This window comes from Paenibacillus sp. GP183 (assembly GCF_900104695.1).
GTDB lineage: Bacteria > Bacillota > Bacilli > Paenibacillales > NBRC-103111 > Paenibacillus_AI.
The window spans coordinates 2,199,470-2,217,801 of the sequence record NZ_FNSW01000001.1 but is presented as its reverse complement, the minus strand read 5'-3'; the positions used below and the strand labels follow the sequence as shown (position 1 = coordinate 2,217,801).

The window sequence follows — 18,332 nt, the reverse complement described above, 5'->3', positions numbered from 1 at the left end:
ATCCATTCGGTGAAAGGAGCTTAGACATAATGAGAGGTTTAAAGCATGTGATTCTTATGAGTTTGGCGCTGGGGATGCTGTTTTATTCACTGCCCCGGCTGAAATTTAACTTGGAATTTTCGCTTTCCACGACCTTTACCGTGGTTTGGATTGGTTTGGCTCTGCTTATCGTGGCTGCGAATTTACACGAAATTCTCGGTGTTGAGGATGATCGGGCAAGGCAGGTAAAGACGGAGCATGTACAAAATTCCCCGGTCAGAGAAAAAAATTAAACGGCATTCAAGGAGTTCTTGTCCCTCAGAAGGGTGCAAGGACTCCTTTTTTCTTTTCATTTACCCCGATTGTCCTAATTCTTAACAATCGCTATACTTATAGTACAGACTATTACAGATTAGAGTCGGGGTGTATGTAACAGGTGGATGAAACAGCTCAAGCGACATTAACCAAGCATGAACAAATCTTGCATCATATTGAAAGCCTGCAGGTAGGCAGCCGAATTTCTGTGCGGAAAATTTCCAAATATCTGGATGTAAGCGAGGGAACCGCCTATAGGGCGATCAAAGAAGCGGAAAATCAAGGGTTGGTAAGCACGAAGGAAAGAATCGGCACTGTGCGTGTCGAGAAAAAGCTTAGGCAAAACATCGATAAGCTCACCTTCGCCGAGGTCGTCAACATGGTCGATGGCATTGTTCTGGGTGGAGCCAGAGGACTTCACAAAACCCTGCACAAATTTGTCATCGGTGCGATGGAGCAAGACGCCATGATGCGTTACATTGAAGCAGGAAGCCTGCTTATTGTAGGTAACCGCAATGAAGCGCATCATGGCGCATTGGAGCAAGGAGCCGGTGTTTTGATTACGGGAGGCTTTAATACGAGCGAAGGGGTTAAGAAGCTGGCGGATGAGCGGGAGCTTCCGATTATTTCGAGCAGCTATGATACCTTTACCGTAGCTTCCATGATCAATAGAGCGATTTACGATCGTTTGATCAAAAAGAAAATTTTGCTGGTGGAGGACATTTTAGCTTCAGGCACCGTACTTTATTACCTAAAATTAAGCAGCACTCTTAAGGATTGGCAGCGCCTGCTGGAAGAGACGGGCCACAGTCGTTTCCCGGTCGTGGATGATTGGAATCGCGTAGTTGGAGTAGTCACTTCCAAAGATATGGTTGGCGCCAATCCAGAGCACAGCATGGAGAAGCTGATGACTCGCAACCCGTTAACGGCTTCGGCGCAAACGTCTGTTGCTTCCGCAGCACATATGATGGTGTGGGAGGGCATTGAGCTGCTGCCGGTAGTGGATAGCAGTCGAAAGCTGCTGGGTATCCTCAGTCGTCAAGAAGTGCTAAAGGCGATGCAGTACATTCAAAAGCAGCCGCAAAACGGAGAGACCTTTGAGGATTTAATTTGGTCCGGTATGGGGGAAATCCGGGATGAACAAGGAAATCTTACATTCCGCGGCTCCATCACACCGCAGATGACCAACCATTTCGGCACAGTATCTGAAGGAGTGCTTACCACTTTAATGACCCAAGCAGCTTACCGAGTCGTTAAAGATTACAAAAAAGGCGATTTCGTCATGGACAACATGTCGAATTACTTCTTGCGGCCAGTCCAAATTGACAGCCAAATAGAAATACGGCCTACCATTATCGAGATAAGCCGTAAATTTGGTAAAATCGATGTGGAAATTTTTCATTCAGGAGCCATGGTTTCCAAAGCAATGCTGACCGTTCAGGTCATCGATCCTTCATAAGCTTACCCTTTCATGCGCTGAAAGTACCCGTGATTGCGGATCCCGGCAAACACATTAAAAAAGCCCAACAAAAAGCAGACAATCCCAAAGATTCTTCTAAATACGGATTCGCTGAAAAAGAACAGCTGGGTGACCGCAATCATAATGAGCATAGCACCCATAAATATATTCATTCGAGCTGCATAAATGCCACGCATTTTGGGATCCTTGTGTGTTCTGGACTTCACACTATGATAGACGGACAATCCTAATAAAATGACAATGGAAACAAACAAAATGATTTGTATCCAAGCTAAGAGCATATTCATGACATCCTTTATGGTTCGTTTTTACTTAACTCTAGCCATTTTTTGAAACAAAAGCAATTCATCCACACATTCCCAAAAACTTGCGGCCCAAGCATATAATTCTGCCTTTTCGTCCCAACAAAAAAACCTGCTGCCCCAAGAGAATGGAGTGCAGGTTTTAGTTGGCTTTAGGTTGATCATCGAAATTTTTTTGAATGGATGCCCAGGATTGTTTAATGGTAATAGAGGGTATCGGAGGAGCATCCTGATAAATTTCGTTTACGGCTTTCTCAAATACATGCTCAAACAGCACGTCAAATTGCTCTTTGCTCATCGCTATATCTCCCAAATAAAGTTTGGATAAAAATGTATACTCTTATATTATCTTTAAAACTTGCAAACTTCAGCGCAAATTTCATTGCGTGTTGACGCAAGTTTTTTGCACATCCTTGCTTAAGAAAAATGAGTGTGGTATTGGTTGAGAAAACGATCAGGAGTGAATGAATTGGAGCACCTTTTACAAAAGGAAATGAAAGGAATAGTAAACCACTATTATCCAATGCCCTTATTAAACGAACTCTTACAAACTTGCATCGATTCAAAAGCCGAAGAAAAAACAATTTGGTCGAACCTTACAATTTATACCCATCGCATGCTAGGTGGAAACAACCCATTCATCCCAAAGCTGGCAGCTATAACGGAGCTGGTTATACTGGGGCTTGATATTATGGATGATTTACAGGATCAGGATAATCCTGAGAAGCCTTGGATGCAGCAACCCCAGGAATTAGTGCTTAATGCGATGGTAGCGCTATTTATGGCGGCTTCTGCTGAACTAGGTGCATTATCCAAGCAGAACCCGGAACTGACCCTGCCGGATGCAGGAGAGCTTAGCCGATTAATCAGTGTGGCGATTAATGGACAGCATACCGACTTGATGCTTACCGTTGAAACAGAAGAAGAATACGTCAACATGGTGCAGCAAAAATCCTGCGTACTCATTCGAATTGCTTTTTACATAGGAATTGGAGCGATTCCAAGTCTCCGAATTAGTCCATCCATGTGGGATCAATTGAATCATTTAGCCGATTACATAGGAATGATAGCTCAAATCAATAACGATATCTCGGATTTACTGCGAATGGATATCAAAAACGACCTGTTCAAGAAAAAAAGAACCCTGCCAATCCTATACCTGCTGGAAGAATCGGACAGCCCTTTCCCCCAACTGCAGCAATATTTTGATGGCACAATAACCTTGCAGCAACTTTTACAAAAAAAACTCGAATGCTTGGCCTATATTGCCGATTCCGGGTGTATTGAATACTCAAGAATGATCGCACAGCTCCAGCTATCAAGAGCAAAAGAACTCATGACTCAAATACCCGCCATCTCTCCATGGAAAGAACAGTTTCAAGAAATAGCATTCGACCCATTCGAATGAACCCCGAACCCCGAACCCCGAACCCCGAACCCCGAACCCCCTAATACTCAACCATTCTAATCCCGAACGGCTCGTTTCTGACGAAGCATGTAGATTTTGCAAATTCTGAGATATATACAAATAAGAACGAGAATGGTGTTTAAAGTCACTGTTATTTCTACTTAAATACTTTATTCTACAAAATCTTTGTAGTTAGCTCAGAAACTTTCAAAATGTGGTTCGACCGCCGCCATAACAACGTGGGCTGGGAGCTGCGCACGTTACTAAATAAAACTGGCATTGAATGGACTTGGGAGGTCAAAGAAAATTTTATAGTGCAATCAGAACATTTATTGTTGTTTTTACTTCACATAAGAACGTATGTTTGGTATAATATTAGTATATATCACTAGTAAGGAGACGCTTAACTTTATGGATAATCTGAATTTGCAATACTTTCCGCAAAACCTTACTAGTGAAGATGCTTGTGAAGCTTATTTATTCAATACTCGCTGGTCCCTTGGATTTGTTTGTCCACGATGCGACTACGAGAAGTGCTATATAGTAAAAACGCGTAAACTATACGAATGCTGCGAATGTAGGACTCAAGTTTCAGTTACAGCGGGTACAGTCATGCATAAATCTAAAGTACCTTTACTGATTTGGTTTAAAGCGATTGATCTTCTTATTCATGCTGAACGCGAGTTTACTACTTTAACTTTGGCAGAGGAGCTTGGAGTGAATTACCGGACTGCACGTTTAATGCTGTTTAAAATACAATTAGCGTTGCACAAGAAATATGACCCTAAAATACCAAAGCAAGCAGTGATACTTCCAGAAAGTGAGGTTGTTGCTGATGTTGCTGATGTTGCTGATGCTGATGGTGTTACTGTTGTTGATACTGATGGTGTTGTTGTTACATGTGCCGAAGTAGGTGCAACAATTATTCAAAAGGACACATCTGCTATGCAAGAACGCGGGGTCTCTTTATATACTTTGAGGAAGCGGCTTCTATTTAACCTGCCCTTTGGAACAGTAAATTGGGCCTTCATTCCACAACGAATGAGAAAGCGTTCAGCAGAGTTTCTGCATAGGGAATGGATGGGGGCGTTTACCTCCATTTTCTTGTATCCTTATTTTCTTAGGTATTGGAAGTTGGCGAGTTCTTAATTCTGAGTAAAGACTCGGTTTGGTTCGATTCGATTTTTATTGCTTTTGGTCATGTCATGCAACGGCTCGGGTTAGGTGCGTTTTTCTTTAGCGGTTATCCATACAGTGAGTTCCGATTGCACCAGAATGATGGACTTTACTTGAACGGTGTAATTTTTGTTATCAATGGTAACTATTTTTTGTGAGATTAGTTTTTCATATAGGATTTGTGCATCTCGAACGTAGGCGGCTTTTTGTCCGATTGCCAGCTTGAGTTCTTTTTTGACTATGCTCTCTATTTCTTCCTGGATATTTTCGCTCAAAATTTCTTCGTTTTCCAAATTTTGCAGATAAACATTTATAAAGCTGACTAAAGTTTGATTGTTGCGTGTTTTTTTCAAGGAATCGATATCTTGCAAGTATTTTTTATTTTCTTCCTGATAGTTATGCATTTTGATATACATGAGGTTATAGTTTCGATGGTAAATGCTCATAAAAATGGCACTCCCGATAATCGCTCCTGCCAGCATTAGTCCCAATCCTGAAAGCAGATGTCGATAACGATCGAATGGAGGGACTCTCAAGGCCGGGTTTCTCCTTTGCAAATCATTTGAATCAGCATGGTTCCCATCTGGGCCCCGATAAAAGCTATAACGATCAGAAGTATTTGTTTGATAGCCGGATTCAAATGTCCTTCTGCCATCTGACTTTCAATATATCGTATGGGATCGATGGTACCGCCCACGGCTGCGACCATGGCCCAAATTTTAATATTTTCGGAAACGACGAGCATTTTATCCACAGGAGATTGCAGTGTCAATACGGCGGCGATGCCGCTGAGCATACTCCCTCCCAGTACGACCCCAAAGGAAATGCAAAAGTACACAATGATATCCCCTAGAAAGATGTACATCTTCTCGTCCTCCAAACCGGTGGAATTTTGCTGTTGCTGCAGCTTGAAATGAATTTTCATTTTGATCTCTTCTTTCATTGTATGGGATACCCTGTCCACATTATGATAAAATAATAGGTAGTTATTCAGGAGGAGGAACGTCATGAGTTCGTTCGTGCATCTTCATGTGCATAGTGAATACAGCTTGCTCGACGGCGCTGCGCGCATCGAGGATCTTGCCGAGCGAGCGTCAGAGCTGGGGATGACCTCTTTGGCTTTGACGGATCATGGCGTTATGTACGGCGCTGTAGCTTTTTATAAAGCTTGCAAGCAAAGAGGCATCAAGCCGATTATTGGCTGCGAGGTATATTTTACTGCGGGTTCGATTGCTGATAAAGGCACTCGTCAGGAGCAGCCTATCTATCATCTGATTCTTCTGGCCAAGAACGAGCAAGGCTACAAAAATTTAATGAAGCTTTGCTCCATCGGACATTTGCAGGGCTTTCACTATAAACCAAGAATTGACCCGCATTACTTGGCGCTGCATGCCGAGGGTCTTATTTGCCTTAGTTCTTGCTTGGGCAGCGAGGTGTCTCAGCATTTGCTGCATGATCGCAAGGAAGAAGCGAAAAAATCAGCGCTGCGCTACAGGGACATTTTTGGGGAGGATTTCTTTTTGGAGATCCAGGACCATGGCATGGTAGAGCAAAAGAAAGTGATGCATGCCATGATCGAGCTAAGCCGAGAGACAGGGATTCCTCTGATTGCGACGAATGATTCCCACTATGTTAGAGAGCCGGACCATGTTGTCCAGGATATTTTGCTTTGTATTGGGACGGGGAAAACGGTCGATGATCCGGATCGCTTGAAATTCAGCTCAAATCAGCTGTATCTCAAAAGCGATGAGGAGATGAAGCGTTTATTTGCGCATGTTCCCGAAGCTATCGCAAATACCATTGTTGTTGCGGATCGATGCCAGCTGGAGTTGGAATTTGGACAGTCCATTTTACCCAGATTCAGACCGATTCCAGATGGATTGAGCGCTGCCGAGTATTTGAAGCAGCTTTGCCAAGAGGGACTGGAGCAGCGTTATCAAATGAAACCGGATTGGGTTAGTTCTGGTACGGATAGGCAGGATCGATTGGAATATCGGGCTATGGTAGAAGACAGGCTGTCTTATGAGCTTGGGGTCATAGAGTCAATGGGGTTCTCGGATTACTTTTTGATCGTATGGGACTTTATTCGCTTTGCTCATGACCATCAAATTATGACGGGGCCGGGACGCGGGTCCTCTGCGGGAAGCCTGGTCGCTTATGTGCTGAAAATTACGGATGTAGACCCGATTCAATATAAGCTGTTGTTTGAGCGGTTTTTGAATCCGGAGCGGGTTTCCATGCCGGATATTGATATTGATTTCAGTGATGAGCGGCGTGAAGAGGTTATCACTTATGTCGTGGACAAATATGGGCATGAGCATGTTGCCCAAATTATTACTTTTGGTACGATGGCTGCTAAGGGGGCCGTTCGTGATGTAGGAAGAGTACTGAACTTACCTTACGGTGATGTGGATCGTGCCGCCAAAATGATTCCGGCTCAAAATGGCATGACGCTTGCCGAAGCGCTTAAAAGCAGCGCTGAGCTTCAGGCTCTGGTCCAAAAACAGCCAAAAACTGCAGAACTGCTAAATATGGCGACTCGTGTCGAAGGTATGCCGCGCCATGCCTCCACCCATGCTGCAGGTGTCGTTATTTCCAGAGAACCGTTAACCGATTATGTGCCTTTGCAGGCTGGCACGGAACAAACGGCTTTGACTCAATATACGATGGAGCATCTGGAAGCCATAGGCCTCCTCAAGATGGATTTTCTCGGACTGCGCACGCTCTCCATTATTGAACGAACATTGGCCTGGATCAAAGAGCTTGAGGGGGTAGCTGTCGACTTTTCTTTGCTGGATATGAATGATGACCCCCTCACCTATGAACTGCTCGGAAAAGGCGAGGCGGCTGGAATTTTTCAGTTGGAGGGCAAAGGAGTCAAGCGGGTTTTGAAGGATCTGAAGCCTTCCGAATTCGAGGATATCATCTCGGTACTTGCGCTTTATCGGCCAGGACCAATGGAATTTATTCCCAAATACATTCAAGGGAAGCATGGGAAAATACAAATTGATTATCCTCATCCGGATTTGGAGCCGATCCTTCGAGATACCTATGGGATTATAGTATATCAGGAACAAATCATGCAAATTGCTTCGTTGATGGCTGGTTTTAGCTTGGGCGAAGCGGATCTGCTTCGCAGAGCTGTTTCCAAGAAAAAGCGTGAGGTGCTGGATCAAGAGCGAGAGCATTTTGTCTCTGGAAGCTTAGGTCAGGGTTACCAGGTAGATGAGGCTAATCTTGTTTATGATATGATTGTGCGTTTTGCTGACTATGGATTTCCCCGCGCCCATGCGACAGCTTATGGTGTGCTGGCTTTTCAAACCGCTTACTTAAAGGCTCATTATCCGAAGTATTTTATGGCGTCGATGCTTACAGCTGTGATGGGGAACCATCGTAAAGTGGCTGAATATATCGATGAATGCAGACGGATGAAGCTTGAGACTCTGCCCCCGGATGTCAACGGAAGCGGTGTTGTTTTTACTCCGGTTATTTCGGCGGAAACCGGCGGAAGCGAAGCGATACGCTTTGGGCTGGCCGCGATCAAGAATGTAGGCACTCAAGCGATTGAGGCGATCCTTAGCGAGCGGAAAAACGGACCTTTTGTGAGCCTGCTTGATTTCTGCAGGCGTGTTGATCTTCGCGTATGCAACAAGCGCGTGATGGAGTCTTTAATCCAGGGCGGCGCCTTCGACACATTGTCCGGGCATCGCGCACAGCTGCTCGCCATGCTGGAGGAGACGATCGCGTCGGCGACGAAATGGCGCAAAGAACGGGATGATCTCCAGCTACATCTCTTCGGCTTCGTCGAAGAGCCGAATTGGAAGGTGGATATCCCAGACATAGCGCCTATGTCGCAGACCAAGCAGCTCGAGCTGGAGCGGGAGCTGCTTGGTCTGTACGTCTCCGGCCATCCACTCGATGCGTATGGCGATCTGTTGGAGGAGCTCGATGCCGAGAAGCTCCATGAGCTTGCGGAGCTGCCCGATCACAGTGAGGTGATCGTGGCCGGTATGGTCCTCTCCAGCAAGACCATCGTCACCAAGAAGGGGCAGCCGATGGCGTTTATGGAGCTGGAGGATCGCATTGAAAAGGTCGAGGTGGTGTTATTCCCCGAGACGTGGAAAGAGCACGCTCCGCTCGTGCAGAAAGGGCGGCTCCTCCTCGTTCGCGCAAAGCTGCAGCTGCAGGACGAGGAACCGCCGAAGCTGCTCGCGGAGCAGCTAACCGCGCTGGACGACCCTGTGGGCATCCAGCGGCTTCGCCGGCAGCCACGCACCGTGGCTGCCACCGCGACAGGCGCCGGCACGCGCAGCGCTGCCGTACGGCCTGCAGCGGCCCCGGCGGCGCCGGGCCGCGAGCCTTCACGCGCAGCGGCACCGCCTGCGCGAACTAGCCCTGCCCGGCCGCAGGCGGCGGGCCAAAGCGGCACCGCCGCTGCTGCTCCCAAGGAGCAGCGGGTATACGTCAAGATAGCGGCTGACTTCGAGCAGCCGCACAAGCTTCAGCAGCTTAAGACGCTGCTGAAGCTGCATACAGGCCCTTTGGGCGTGGTGCTGTTCTACGAACGCGACCAGCGGCTTCTGGCCCTGAGCGATCAATACCACGTGAAGCCTTCACCGGATTTGTTCAGGCTGGTCGAGACGATTATGGGCAAGGAATCCGTCCGGGTGAAATAAATGCTCAGCTCATAGAGTCAGAATCCATAGGATTCTGGCTTATTTGCTGTCCAATAAACCCTGAATCATCAAGAACCGTCACTTTTGACCGAACTGCTTTGTTGCGGTAAAAAGAGTTCTTATGCTATTATTATTGCATTATGCATACGTAAATGCAGTGAAAACTTCCAGGAGGTTTTTTTTTCATGTGGACAGTGATTTACATTGCTCCAACTGCAAAAATCGCAGAGCGCATCAAATTAAAGCTCTCGGAAGAAGGCTTCCTGGTGCAAATCAGGGGCATCAACTTGTCTAAAAATCAGTTTGAAATCCTCGTTCCCGAAGGGGAGCTGGAGGAAGTTCAGGAAGTGCTTAACTCTATTTTACATAGATAAATGAGCGGTATGAGGTGAAACTGTGTTAAAGGACCTATTTCAAAAACGGAAGTATGCCACAATCCCTTCCGAGAAAACCAAACGGGAAATTCCTGAAGGCTTGATGAACAAATGCCCCAAGTGTGGTACCATTCAGACTAGCAAGGAACTGGAAAAAAACCTTAAGGTATGCACGGCTTGCAGCTATCATTATAAATTAAGCGCCGTTGAGCGCATCCAAATGACGTTGGATGAAGGTTTGATCGAAGAGTATGATGAGGATATGATTTCAGAGGATCCCTTACGTTTTCCGGATTATCCGGATAAACTTGTGAAGGCCAAGGACTCCACCGGTCTTCAGGATGCGATCATGACCGGAGAAGGAACGGTCGGCGGCTACCCGGTTGTAGTGGCTGTGATGAGCTTTGACTTTATGGGCGGCTCTCTGGGTTCAGTGGTCGGCGAGAAAATCACAAGAGCCATTGAAGCTGCCAGGCAAAAGCGTTTGCCGATTCTCATTTTTTCGACATCCGGCGGTGCCAGGATGCAGGAGAGTATTCTCAGCTTGATGCAAATGGCCAAGACGAGTGCCGCAGTAGCTAAATTGAATAAGGATGGCGGACTCTTTATCTCGGTCATTACCGATCCTACCTTTGGCGGAGTTTCCGCGAGTTTTGCCATGCTAGGCGATATTATCATTTCCGAACCTGCCACTTCATTCGGTTTTACCGGCCGACGCGTCATTGAACAGACGATAGGCCAAAAGCTGCCGGATAATTTTCAGACAGCAGAGTTCAATCTACAGCACGGCCAGCTGGATAAAGTCGTTAGCCGCAAGGATATGCGTCCCACTTTGATCAAGCTTTTGGACATGCATGTCGTGAAGGAGGAAGTCAAGCATGGCGGGTGAGATGCCGTTCGAACAGCCTCTAGCGGAAATGCGCAGCAAGATTGAGGAGCTTCGCAGATTTGGAGCGGAGAAGCAGATTGATTTTTCAGAGGAAATTCGGCGTTTGGAAGATAGGTATGCGCAGCTTGAAGATGAGCTGTATACCGATATGACTACAGCGCAGAAAATGCAGCTTGCCCGTCATCCGCACAGGCCGACGACCATGGATTATATTCAAACTATTTTTACTGACTTTGTAGAGCTTCACGGCGACCGTCTATACGGGGATGACCTCGCTATGGTAGGCGGTCTTGCCAAGTTGAACGGTATTCCGGTTACTGTGGTTGGGCATCAAAAGGGCAAGGACACCAAAGATAATATTGCCCGTAATTTCAGTATGCCTCATCCCGAAGGCTTTCGGAAAGCATTGCGGTTGATGAGGCAAGCGGATAAATTTCGCCGTCCGATCATCACCTTCATTGATACCAAAGGCGCTTTTCCCGGAAAAGCAGCCGAAGAGCGCGGACAAGCCGAAGCGATTGCTCGCAACCTGCTGGAGATGGCTACATTTCGAGTGCCGATTATTTGTATTGTCATCGGCGAAGGCGGCAGTGGAGGTGCGCTTGCACTCGGAGTAGGAAATAAAGTATTAATGTTGGAAAACGCCATTTATTCGGTGATTACTCCCGAAGGGGCGGCTTCCATCTTATATAAAGATGCTTCCAAATCTATACATGCGGCTGAAGCTATGCGAATAACCGCAGATCAAATCCTTGAGCTTGGCGTTGTAGACAGCGTCATTCCCGAGCCGAAAGGCGGAGCTCATCGGGATTTGGCTGTTCAGGCAGAGTCGATTAAAGCCGAAATATGGCAGCATTTGGAGCCTTTGCTCAGTTTGTCGGAAGAGGAGTTAGTCGAAGACCGATATCGAAAATTTAGAGAAATAGGTCGGTTTACATTCATTCAGGAGGGAAATCATGCGTAAAACAAAGATTGTCTGCACGATCGGACCGGCAAGTGAATCACTGGAAAATTTAAAAAGGCTAATGGAAGCGGGGATGAACGTCGCCCGTTTGAATTTTTCCCATGGCGACTTTGAAGAGCATGGAGCCCGTATCCATAACATTCGAGAGGCCAGCAAGGAAACGGGCAAGACGGTAGCGATTCTGCTCGATACCAAAGGCCCTGAAATCCGGACAGGCAAGCTCAAAGAGGAGCCGATTGAGCTGATTCAGGATAATCATATTATCCTGACTACGGAGGAAATTCTTGGTGATGCCGAGCGTGTTTCGGTCACTTATAAAGATTTGCCGCGTGACGTCCATGTCGGGTCTACGATTCTTGTAGATGACGGCTTGATCGGATTGCTTGTTGTAAATGTTCGCGGTACGGAGATCGATTGCCGTATTGTGAATGGCGGTCAGCTGAAAAGTAAAAAAGGCGTAAATGTTCCAGGCGTCAAAATCAAGCTTCCCGGCATTACGGAAAAAGACACCAATGATATTATTTTCGGCATACAGCAGGATGTGGACTTCATCGCAGCTTCATTCGTTCGCAAAGCCAGCGATGTTATGGAAATTAGAGAGCTTTTGGAGCGTTATGGAGCTCCACATATCCAGATCATCAGTAAAATCGAAAACCAGGAAGGCGTCGAAAACCTCGATGAAATTCTGGAGGTTTCCGATGGTCTGATGGTAGCGCGCGGCGATCTTGGTGTGGAAATTCCTGCTGAAGAAGTGCCGATCGTGCAAAAACAAATGATCAAAAAATGTAACATGGTTGGAAAACCTGTTATTACCGCAACCATGATGCTCGACTCGATGCAGCGCAACCCTCGCCCGACTCGTGCGGAAGCTAGTGACGTTGCGAACGCGGTGTTTGACGGAACCGATGCGGTCATGCTGTCCGGCGAAACGGCAGCAGGAAAGTATCCCGTTGAATCCGTACTTACAATGGCGCGTATTGCAATTCGAGCAGAAGACGCCTTGGAATATCGTGAGATCTTCATACGGACCGCTCAAGCTCAGCAGACTACAGTTACCGAAGCGATCAGCCAGGCAGTGGCGAACTCCGCTTTGGAGCTGGGAGCAAAAGCGATCCTGACGGCTACCGAAAGCGGCTATACCGCGAGAATGGTATCCAAGTACCGTCCTAAGTCACCGATCGTAGCGGTTACTCCGAATGATCAAGTCATTCGCCGATTATGTCTCGTTTGGGGAGTGATGCCGGTCAAAGGTGAAACCTGTAAAACGACGGATCAGTTGTTTGACCTTGCTGTCGACAGCAGCATCAAATCCGGACTTGTCAGTCTCGGTGACATCGTTATTATCACAGCGGGTGTTCCCGTTGGTCGCTCTGGAACAACGAACTTGATCAAAGTGCATCATGTCGGCGAGATGATTGCCAAAGGAACCGGGATTGGCATGCAAAATGCGACCGGTAAAGTCGTAACGGCTCGCACACCGGAAGAAGCGGTCAGCAAAATGACAGACGGCGCTATTCTTGTAACGGTGTCAACAGATAAAGAATACATGCCGGCCGTTCAACGGGCTGGCGCCCTAATTACCGAAGTGGGCGGCATTACCTCCCATGCTGCGGTTGTCGCATTAAGTCTCGGCATCCCCGTCATTGTGGGTGTCAACCACGCATTGGATTTGATCGAAGACGGCATGGAAGTTTCCATCTATCCGGAAGTTGGTGTGATCTACTCAGGACGCGCCAAAGTTTTATAAAAGGATTTATAAAACAAATTCAAACAACAAAAAAAGAGTGAAACCGGAAATGATTTCGGCTTCACTCTTTTTGTTTTTATCCGCTACTTCTCGGATATAGATCCTTTATGCACATAAAGTGCGATATCATGAAAGATTCGCGCACGATAAAAGGCCGATAAAATAACAAGCGTCACCGGACCGATGATTAATCCCACGAGCCCAAATAATTTGAGACCTACGAATAAGGCGATCAACGTTGCAAGCGGATCGAGACCGACGCTGGATGCAAGAACTTTCGGCTCCACAATCTGCCGCAGCACGAGAATCACCCCATAAAGGATACTGAGCCCGATACCCAGGTATATATTTCCCTGCGCGAAGAAAACATACAGGATCCAAGGGACCATGACCGCTCCGGTACCGAGGTAGGGCATCAAATCCGCAAGTCCGGTTAACAGTCCGATCGTGATCGCATAATCAACGCGAAGAATCAGCAGCCCGATAATAACGACAAGCGCGGTCAGTGATACCAGAATCAGCTGTGCACGAAGATAACCGAAAAGAGCTTTCTGCAAATCCGAACGAATCAGCTTGCTGACTTTCAGGATCGTTTCAGAGAAAATCCCCGAATACCGAGTAATAATTTTATACCAGTCCTTACTGATGAAAAAGGTAGCCAATAATGTAATGATGGCCAAGGTAGCTATGTTGGGGAGTGAAGTAAGCAGCTTGACGATTGTATTCAATATGTAACTGATGGAGTCTTTGCTGAACCCTGCCAAGGTGTTTGCAGTTGAGGTTAAATTTTTGTTAATGGTATCCTGATATTGAGGATTTTTATCATAGAAATCGTTCACCCAGCTGACCATGTTTTGAAACTCGGGCGAATTGATGAAATTGTTGTACATCCCTGCCCATTGGTTAATCTGGACCTGAAGCTTTTCCGAAAGGGTACCGATTTCCACAACGATATTGGCCACAAACAGTGTGATGCACGTAACCGTCGCACTAAAAAAAAGCAGCATCGAGAAGGTAACAGCCAGCCATCTGGGAAATTTGGCTCTGCGCTGCAGCACATTTACAAGCGGATTGAGCAGATAGGCAATCGCCCAGCCAAAGAGGAAGGGATACACCAGCGGCGTCACCTTGTAAAGGAACAGGCCGATCAAGAACAAAATAACAGCCACCCAGATGCCCCGAAAAATTTGATGAACGAGCTGGGGATTAAGGATATTCATAATATTTTTCTCCTTTATAATAATACTTATATTGTAGCATGTTCCCGGGTGATTGTAGACCCAGTTCTGTCATAGTACAATAAGATCATAAGGGTTGCGAAAATTGATGAAGCCGGAGGCCGTATGAGTATAACTACAACAGCTCAGAAAGAGATCCCATCCAATTACCTGAACCGTGATTTAAGCTGGATCGAATTTAATTGGCGAGTGCTTGAGGAAGCGCAGGATGCGAGCACACCGCTGCTGGAACGCATGAAATTTTTATCCATCGTGTCCAGTAATTTGGATGAATTCATGAGTGTTCGTGTTGCCGGCCTTAAGGATCAGGTCAAGGCAGGGTATAACAAAAAGGATTTCACAGGCTACACTCCTGCCGGACTGCTTAAACGCATCATGAAGCGCACATCCAAGATGGTTAATGAGCAATATAAAACATATCGGGATATCAAGAGACAGCTTGTCAAGGAAGGCATTGTGTTCGCCGAGTACGAAGAACTGAGCGCGAATCAGAAGAAGGCAATGGATGCTTACTACCATGATATTATTTTCCCTGTGCTTACTCCGATGGCTGTCGATCAAAGCCGTCCTTTTCCGCTTGTCCATAATCAATCTGTCTATTTATCCGTGGTTTTGGAGAAGGAGGACCCGGGAGATGAGCACTATTTTGCCATCATACAGGTTCCCAATAATTTATCCCGATATATCCCGCTGACGGTGCGTCCGAACAGCAAAAAGAGGGAATTCATCTTAATTGAAGAGCTGATTGAACAGCATATACATACACTCTTTAGCGGTTATATCCCTGTCGCGGTGCACGCGTTCAGAGTTACGCGCAATGCGGATCTTACCTTGAACGAGGAGGGTGCCGAGGATCTTCTGGAGGAAATAGAAAAAGAGCTTCGCCGCAGGCGCTGGGGCTCTCCGGTTCGCCTTGAAGTACAAGAAAGCATGCATCCTTATGCGCTTACCCAGCTCCAGGATGAATTTCAGTTTTCCGATGACTCCGTATTTATGATTGATGGTCCGCTGGATCTTTCCTATTTTATGAAAATGGCGCTAAGCTTGAATGGCTTTGAGCATTTGCGATATCCGCGGATTGAGCCCAAATACCCGGTGGAATTCGAAGCAAACGCGGACTTTTTTACCCAGCTGAAGGAAAGCGATGTACTGGTCCATCATCCTTATGAATCTTTTGATGCTGTAACGGATTTTGTCGTGCATGCCGCCTATGATCCTCAGGTTCTAGCTATTAAAATGACATTATACCGGGTAAGCGGGAATTCACCGATCATTCAGGCATTGGCCATTGCAGCGGAGTCGGGCAAGCAGGTAACAGTGGTTGTGGAGCTGAAGGCGCGATTTGACGAAGAACGTAATATTGCCTGGGCTAGAAAGCTGGAGAAATCCGGCTGCCATGTGGTATATGGGCTCGTGGGACTCAAAACGCATGCGAAAATCACGCTCGTCGTAAGACAAGAGCAAGATTCCCTTAGAAGGTATGTGCATGTGGGAACCGGCAACTATAATGACAATACGGCCAGGCTTTACACCGATGTCGGGTTGTTCACGGCCCATTCCGTCATTGGCGAGGATGCATCCGCTTTATTCAATGAAATCACCGGCTATTCCGCCCCGCACAATTGGCAAGCATTTTCAGTTGCGCCCTCAGACTTGAAGGACAAGCTGTTCGAATTGATTGAAAGGGAAACCGAGCATGCCAAATCCGGACGTCCCGCGTATATAAAAGCCAAGATGAATTCGCTCTCCAACCAGCAGATGGTGGATGTGCTGTATGAGGCTTCGCAAGCCGGTGTCAAGATCGACTTGATTGTTCGCGGGGTATGCTGCCTGCGTCCCGGTGTCCCCGGTTTAAGCGAGAACATCACCGTGCGCAGCATTGTCGACCGTTTTCTCGAGCATTCGCGAATTTATTATTTTGAAAATGGCGGAGATACCGACTATTATATTTCCAGCGCGGATTGGATGACGCGGAATTTAACTCGGCGAATCGAGTTGATGTGTCCGGTGCTCGATCCAAAGCTGAAAAAAAGAATGGAGCATATCTTGAACATTTCGATGATGGATAATATCAAGGCACGGCAATTGCTGTCCAACGGCTCCTATGAGCGTATAAGCAATGAAAAGGCTCCATATAGGAGCCAGTTCGAAGCGATGCAGTCTATTTCGTGGAAAAAGCTTCTCATTCAGGAATAAGCTTCAGCTTCCACATCTTTTGAAACTCTTTGTCGAGATCGGCGATTTCTTTGAGCTCCAGGAAGGGATCGTGATTACAGGTCAGCTTTAGCTGAAGCTCATTACCCTTAATGCGCGCGGTAGCATGGGTAATGGCCTGAATTTCGCTTCGATCCATGGCAATGGAAAGCTGCAGCAAGGCAGCGAGCTTCATAATTAATAATTCGTCGGACTCCTTCAAAATGTCTTTGTGCATAAGCACCATCTGATGATTTCTGCTTTTTGTTTTGTATGCGGCGATGAGCGAGCAGAGCAGCATTTCCCTATGGGTAAACCCATCGATTCTCGCTTGTGAAATGACATATTGAGTGTGCCTGCTGAATTGATAATAATGCACGCTGACCCCTACTCGATACAGCAGGGAGGCGGCATGCAGAAGCGGCTTGTTTTCTGCCTGGATATACAGCTGTTCAGAGTCTGCGATATCGTCAAACAATTTCATAGCGAGTTTGTTGACCTGCTGTACATGACGGCCCGCTGCATTGGGATGAAGCCGCAGCAGGTTTTGAATGCTCGCCTCAAGCACATCGTCGACCATTGGCTGCTCCGGTCGGATGGCTTCATAAAACAATCCATCCCTTAAGCCGGAGCCGCTTATCAGGCAAGCTGAAGCCCCAGCGGCCTTATAGATGGTGTCCAATATGGTAAGGCCGGGGACGATGATATCGGCCCGTTCTTTGGACATGCCGTCAATCCTTCTGCGTTTATCGAGCGGCAGGCCGGAAAGCAGTTTGAGAAAAAATTCAACCTCGTCTCCCTGCATCATGTAGTTATGAGCGATGGGCAGCGAGTACTTTTGACGCTTTTGATTCATTTTGCCGAGGTTGCGTATGGTTCCGCCCAGCCCGATTAATGCCAGTCCCGGGGAGCTTTGTATCCATGGGTGCTCGGATAGTGCCGCCAAGACCATTCGCCGAATATCCGGCAGTCGATCTTCACCGACAAACCCATCCTTGGAAAATTGGCTGGTGGTGTTCACGGATCCGAAGGGGAAGGAGATGCTGTGGAGCATCTTCCGATTCCTGAATAAGGTCACCTCAGTGCTGCCCCCGCCAATATCGACGATTAATCCGTCTCGAATGTCGATGGTGTTGATCACGCCGAGAAAGCCGTAGCGAGCCTCTTCCGCCCCGCTTAACACTTCAATGGGCAAACCGGTTTCTCTTCGCAATATGTCGACGATTTCCCTTGAATTGACGGCATTGCGGATAGCCGCGGTGGCTGCCGAACGAATCGTTGTGACCTCATGATTTGTACAAAGCAAGGAGAAATGGGTTAGAATAGGAACAATGGACAAAATATCTTCTAGATGCAAAATGCCATCGTCTCCGATGCGCTCACTAAGGCGGGCGGATTCCTTATACTCGCTGACTACTCTGTAGCCGCCATTCGCCCCTAACTCGTAAATAACGAGACGAATGGAGTTGGACCCGATATCCATGATCCCGATGCGCGTGCTTGTGCTCATATGTTTATCTCCTCCGACTGACCACGATATTTCTTTGTTTTCCATTGTATCAATCACTGACGGTTCATACAAATTATTCTG

At 47.0% G+C, this 18,332-nt stretch carries 16 protein-coding genes; 10 read left to right on the top strand and 6 right to left on the bottom strand.

Going from position 1 to position 18,332, the window contains the following annotated elements:
- The first annotated feature begins 29 nt into the window (after nt 1-29).
- Both BLV33_RS10990 and BLV33_RS10985 read left to right on the top strand, forming a co-directional pair.
- Complete coding sequence (locus BLV33_RS10990; RefSeq protein WP_090790974.1) at nt 30-272, top strand: hypothetical protein; 243 nt, start codon at nt 30-32, stop codon at nt 270-272.
- Between the two features lie 143 nt (nt 273-415).
- On the top strand, nt 416-1,753 hold the full coding sequence (locus tag BLV33_RS10985; protein ID WP_090790971.1) for a DRTGG domain-containing protein: 1,338 nt from the start codon (nt 416-418) through the stop codon (nt 1,751-1,753).
- Between the two features lie 2 nt (nt 1,754-1,755).
- On the opposite strand, the gene BLV33_RS10980 is transcribed toward BLV33_RS10985, so the two are convergent.
- Nucleotides 1,756-2,055 carry a YtpI family protein gene (locus tag BLV33_RS10980; protein ID WP_090790969.1) on the bottom strand — a complete coding sequence of 100 codons (300 nt, stop codon included), beginning with the start codon at nt 2,053-2,055 and terminating at the stop codon, nt 1,756-1,758.
- Between the two features lie 163 nt (nt 2,056-2,218).
- Nucleotides 2,219-2,374, bottom strand: coding sequence for a hypothetical protein (locus BLV33_RS29295; RefSeq protein ID WP_171909108.1), 156 nt, complete (start codon nt 2,372-2,374; stop codon nt 2,219-2,221).
- A 171-nt stretch (nt 2,375-2,545) separates the two neighbouring features.
- On the opposite strand from BLV33_RS29295, the gene BLV33_RS10975 reads away from it, so the two are divergent.
- Entirely contained in the window at nt 2,546-3,484 is a 939-nt protein-coding gene (locus BLV33_RS10975) for a polyprenyl synthetase family protein (protein ID WP_090790967.1), read from the top strand.
- 411 nt (nt 3,485-3,895) lie between these two features.
- Complete coding sequence (locus tag BLV33_RS10970; protein ID WP_171909107.1) at nt 3,896-4,633, top strand: transposase; 738 nt, start codon at nt 3,896-3,898, stop codon at nt 4,631-4,633.
- Between the two features lie 71 nt (nt 4,634-4,704).
- On the opposite strand, the gene BLV33_RS10965 is transcribed toward BLV33_RS10970, so the two are convergent.
- Both BLV33_RS10965 and BLV33_RS10960 read right to left on the bottom strand, forming a co-directional pair.
- On the bottom strand, nt 4,705-5,142 hold the full coding sequence (locus BLV33_RS10965; protein WP_139305723.1) for a sporulation membrane protein YtrI: 438 nt from the start codon (nt 5,140-5,142) through the stop codon (nt 4,705-4,707).
- A gap of 50 nt (nt 5,143-5,192) precedes the next feature.
- Nucleotides 5,193-5,525: a YtrH family sporulation protein gene (locus tag BLV33_RS10960; protein WP_090798869.1), complete on the bottom strand. Its 333-nt coding sequence runs from the start codon at nt 5,523-5,525 to the stop codon at nt 5,193-5,195.
- Nucleotides 5,526-5,667: 142 nt separating this feature from the next.
- On the opposite strand from BLV33_RS10960, the gene BLV33_RS10955 reads away from it, so the two are divergent.
- The 5 genes from BLV33_RS10955 (at nt 5,668) to pyk (ending at nt 13,310) form a co-directional block, all read left to right on the top strand.
- Nucleotides 5,668-9,336, top strand: a complete 3,669-nt coding sequence (locus BLV33_RS10955) for a DNA polymerase III subunit alpha (RefSeq protein WP_090790960.1) — start codon at nt 5,668-5,670, stop codon at nt 9,334-9,336.
- Nucleotides 9,337-9,521: 185 nt separating this feature from the next.
- Complete coding sequence (locus BLV33_RS10950) at nt 9,522-9,710, top strand: glutamate decarboxylase (RefSeq protein ID WP_090790957.1); 189 nt, start codon at nt 9,522-9,524, stop codon at nt 9,708-9,710.
- 22 nt (nt 9,711-9,732) lie between these two features.
- The gene (accD, locus tag BLV33_RS10945) at nt 9,733-10,599 is read left to right on the top strand and encodes an acetyl-CoA carboxylase, carboxyltransferase subunit beta (protein WP_090790955.1); all 867 of its coding nucleotides are present in this window, start codon (nt 9,733-9,735) and stop codon (nt 10,597-10,599) included.
- A complete protein-coding gene (gene accA / locus BLV33_RS10940) occupies nt 10,589-11,563 on the top strand; it encodes an acetyl-CoA carboxylase carboxyl transferase subunit alpha (RefSeq protein WP_090790953.1) in 975 nt (324 codons plus the stop codon). The genes accD and accA overlap by 11 nt, the downstream gene beginning before the upstream one ends.
- Complete coding sequence (gene pyk, locus BLV33_RS10935) at nt 11,556-13,310, top strand: pyruvate kinase (RefSeq protein WP_090790951.1); 1,755 nt, start codon at nt 11,556-11,558, stop codon at nt 13,308-13,310. The genes accA and pyk overlap by 8 nt, the downstream gene beginning before the upstream one ends.
- Before the next feature lie 83 nt (nt 13,311-13,393).
- Here the strand turns inward: pyk and ytvI are convergent, their stop codons facing one another.
- On the bottom strand, nt 13,394-14,530 hold the full coding sequence (ytvI, locus tag BLV33_RS10930; RefSeq protein WP_090790949.1) for a sporulation integral membrane protein YtvI: 1,137 nt from the start codon (nt 14,528-14,530) through the stop codon (nt 13,394-13,396).
- A gap of 123 nt (nt 14,531-14,653) precedes the next feature.
- Between ytvI and BLV33_RS10925 the strand changes: the two genes are divergently transcribed.
- A complete protein-coding gene (locus BLV33_RS10925; RefSeq protein WP_090790947.1) occupies nt 14,654-16,744 on the top strand; it encodes an RNA degradosome polyphosphate kinase in 2,091 nt (696 codons plus the stop codon).
- Here BLV33_RS10925 and BLV33_RS10920 read toward each other — a convergent pair.
- Nucleotides 16,731-18,251 (bottom strand): Ppx/GppA phosphatase family protein, encoded by a 1,521-nt coding sequence (locus BLV33_RS10920; protein ID WP_090790945.1) that lies wholly within the window; start codon nt 18,249-18,251, stop codon nt 16,731-16,733. The genes BLV33_RS10925 and BLV33_RS10920 overlap by 14 nt on opposite strands.
- Nucleotides 18,252-18,332: the final 81 nt, after the last annotated feature.

Bases quoted from the DNA above. Each gene is read 5' to 3' on its own strand.
- BLV33_RS10990 (WP_090790974.1), top strand. From the start codon at position 30: ATGAGAGGTTTAAAGCATGTGATTCTTATGAGTTTGGCGCTGGGGATG.
- BLV33_RS10980 (WP_090790969.1), bottom strand. From the start codon at position 2,055: ATGCTCTTAGCTTGGATACAAATCATTTTGTTTGTTTCCATTGTCATT.
- BLV33_RS29295 (WP_171909108.1), bottom strand. From the start codon at position 2,374: ATGAGCAAAGAGCAATTTGACGTGCTGTTTGAGCATGTATTTGAGAAA.
- BLV33_RS10970 (WP_171909107.1), top strand. From the start codon at position 3,896: ATGGATAATCTGAATTTGCAATACTTTCCGCAAAACCTTACTAGTGAA.
- BLV33_RS10965 (WP_139305723.1), bottom strand. From the start codon at position 5,142: ATGCTGGCAGGAGCGATTATCGGGAGTGCCATTTTTATGAGCATTTAC.
- BLV33_RS10960 (WP_090798869.1), bottom strand. From the start codon at position 5,525: ATGTACATCTTTCTAGGGGATATCATTGTGTACTTTTGCATTTCCTTT.
- BLV33_RS10955 (WP_090790960.1), top strand. From the start codon at position 5,668: ATGAGTTCGTTCGTGCATCTTCATGTGCATAGTGAATACAGCTTGCTC.
- BLV33_RS10950 (WP_090790957.1), top strand. From the start codon at position 9,522: ATGTGGACAGTGATTTACATTGCTCCAACTGCAAAAATCGCAGAGCGC.
- accA (WP_090790953.1), top strand. From the start codon at position 10,589: ATGGCGGGTGAGATGCCGTTCGAACAGCCTCTAGCGGAAATGCGCAGC.
- pyk (WP_090790951.1), top strand. From the start codon at position 11,556: ATGCGTAAAACAAAGATTGTCTGCACGATCGGACCGGCAAGTGAATCA.
- ytvI (WP_090790949.1), bottom strand. From the start codon at position 14,530: ATGAATATCCTTAATCCCCAGCTCGTTCATCAAATTTTTCGGGGCATC.
- BLV33_RS10925 (WP_090790947.1), top strand. From the start codon at position 14,654: ATGAGTATAACTACAACAGCTCAGAAAGAGATCCCATCCAATTACCTG.
- BLV33_RS10920 (WP_090790945.1), bottom strand. From the start codon at position 18,251: ATGAGCACAAGCACGCGCATCGGGATCATGGATATCGGGTCCAACTCC.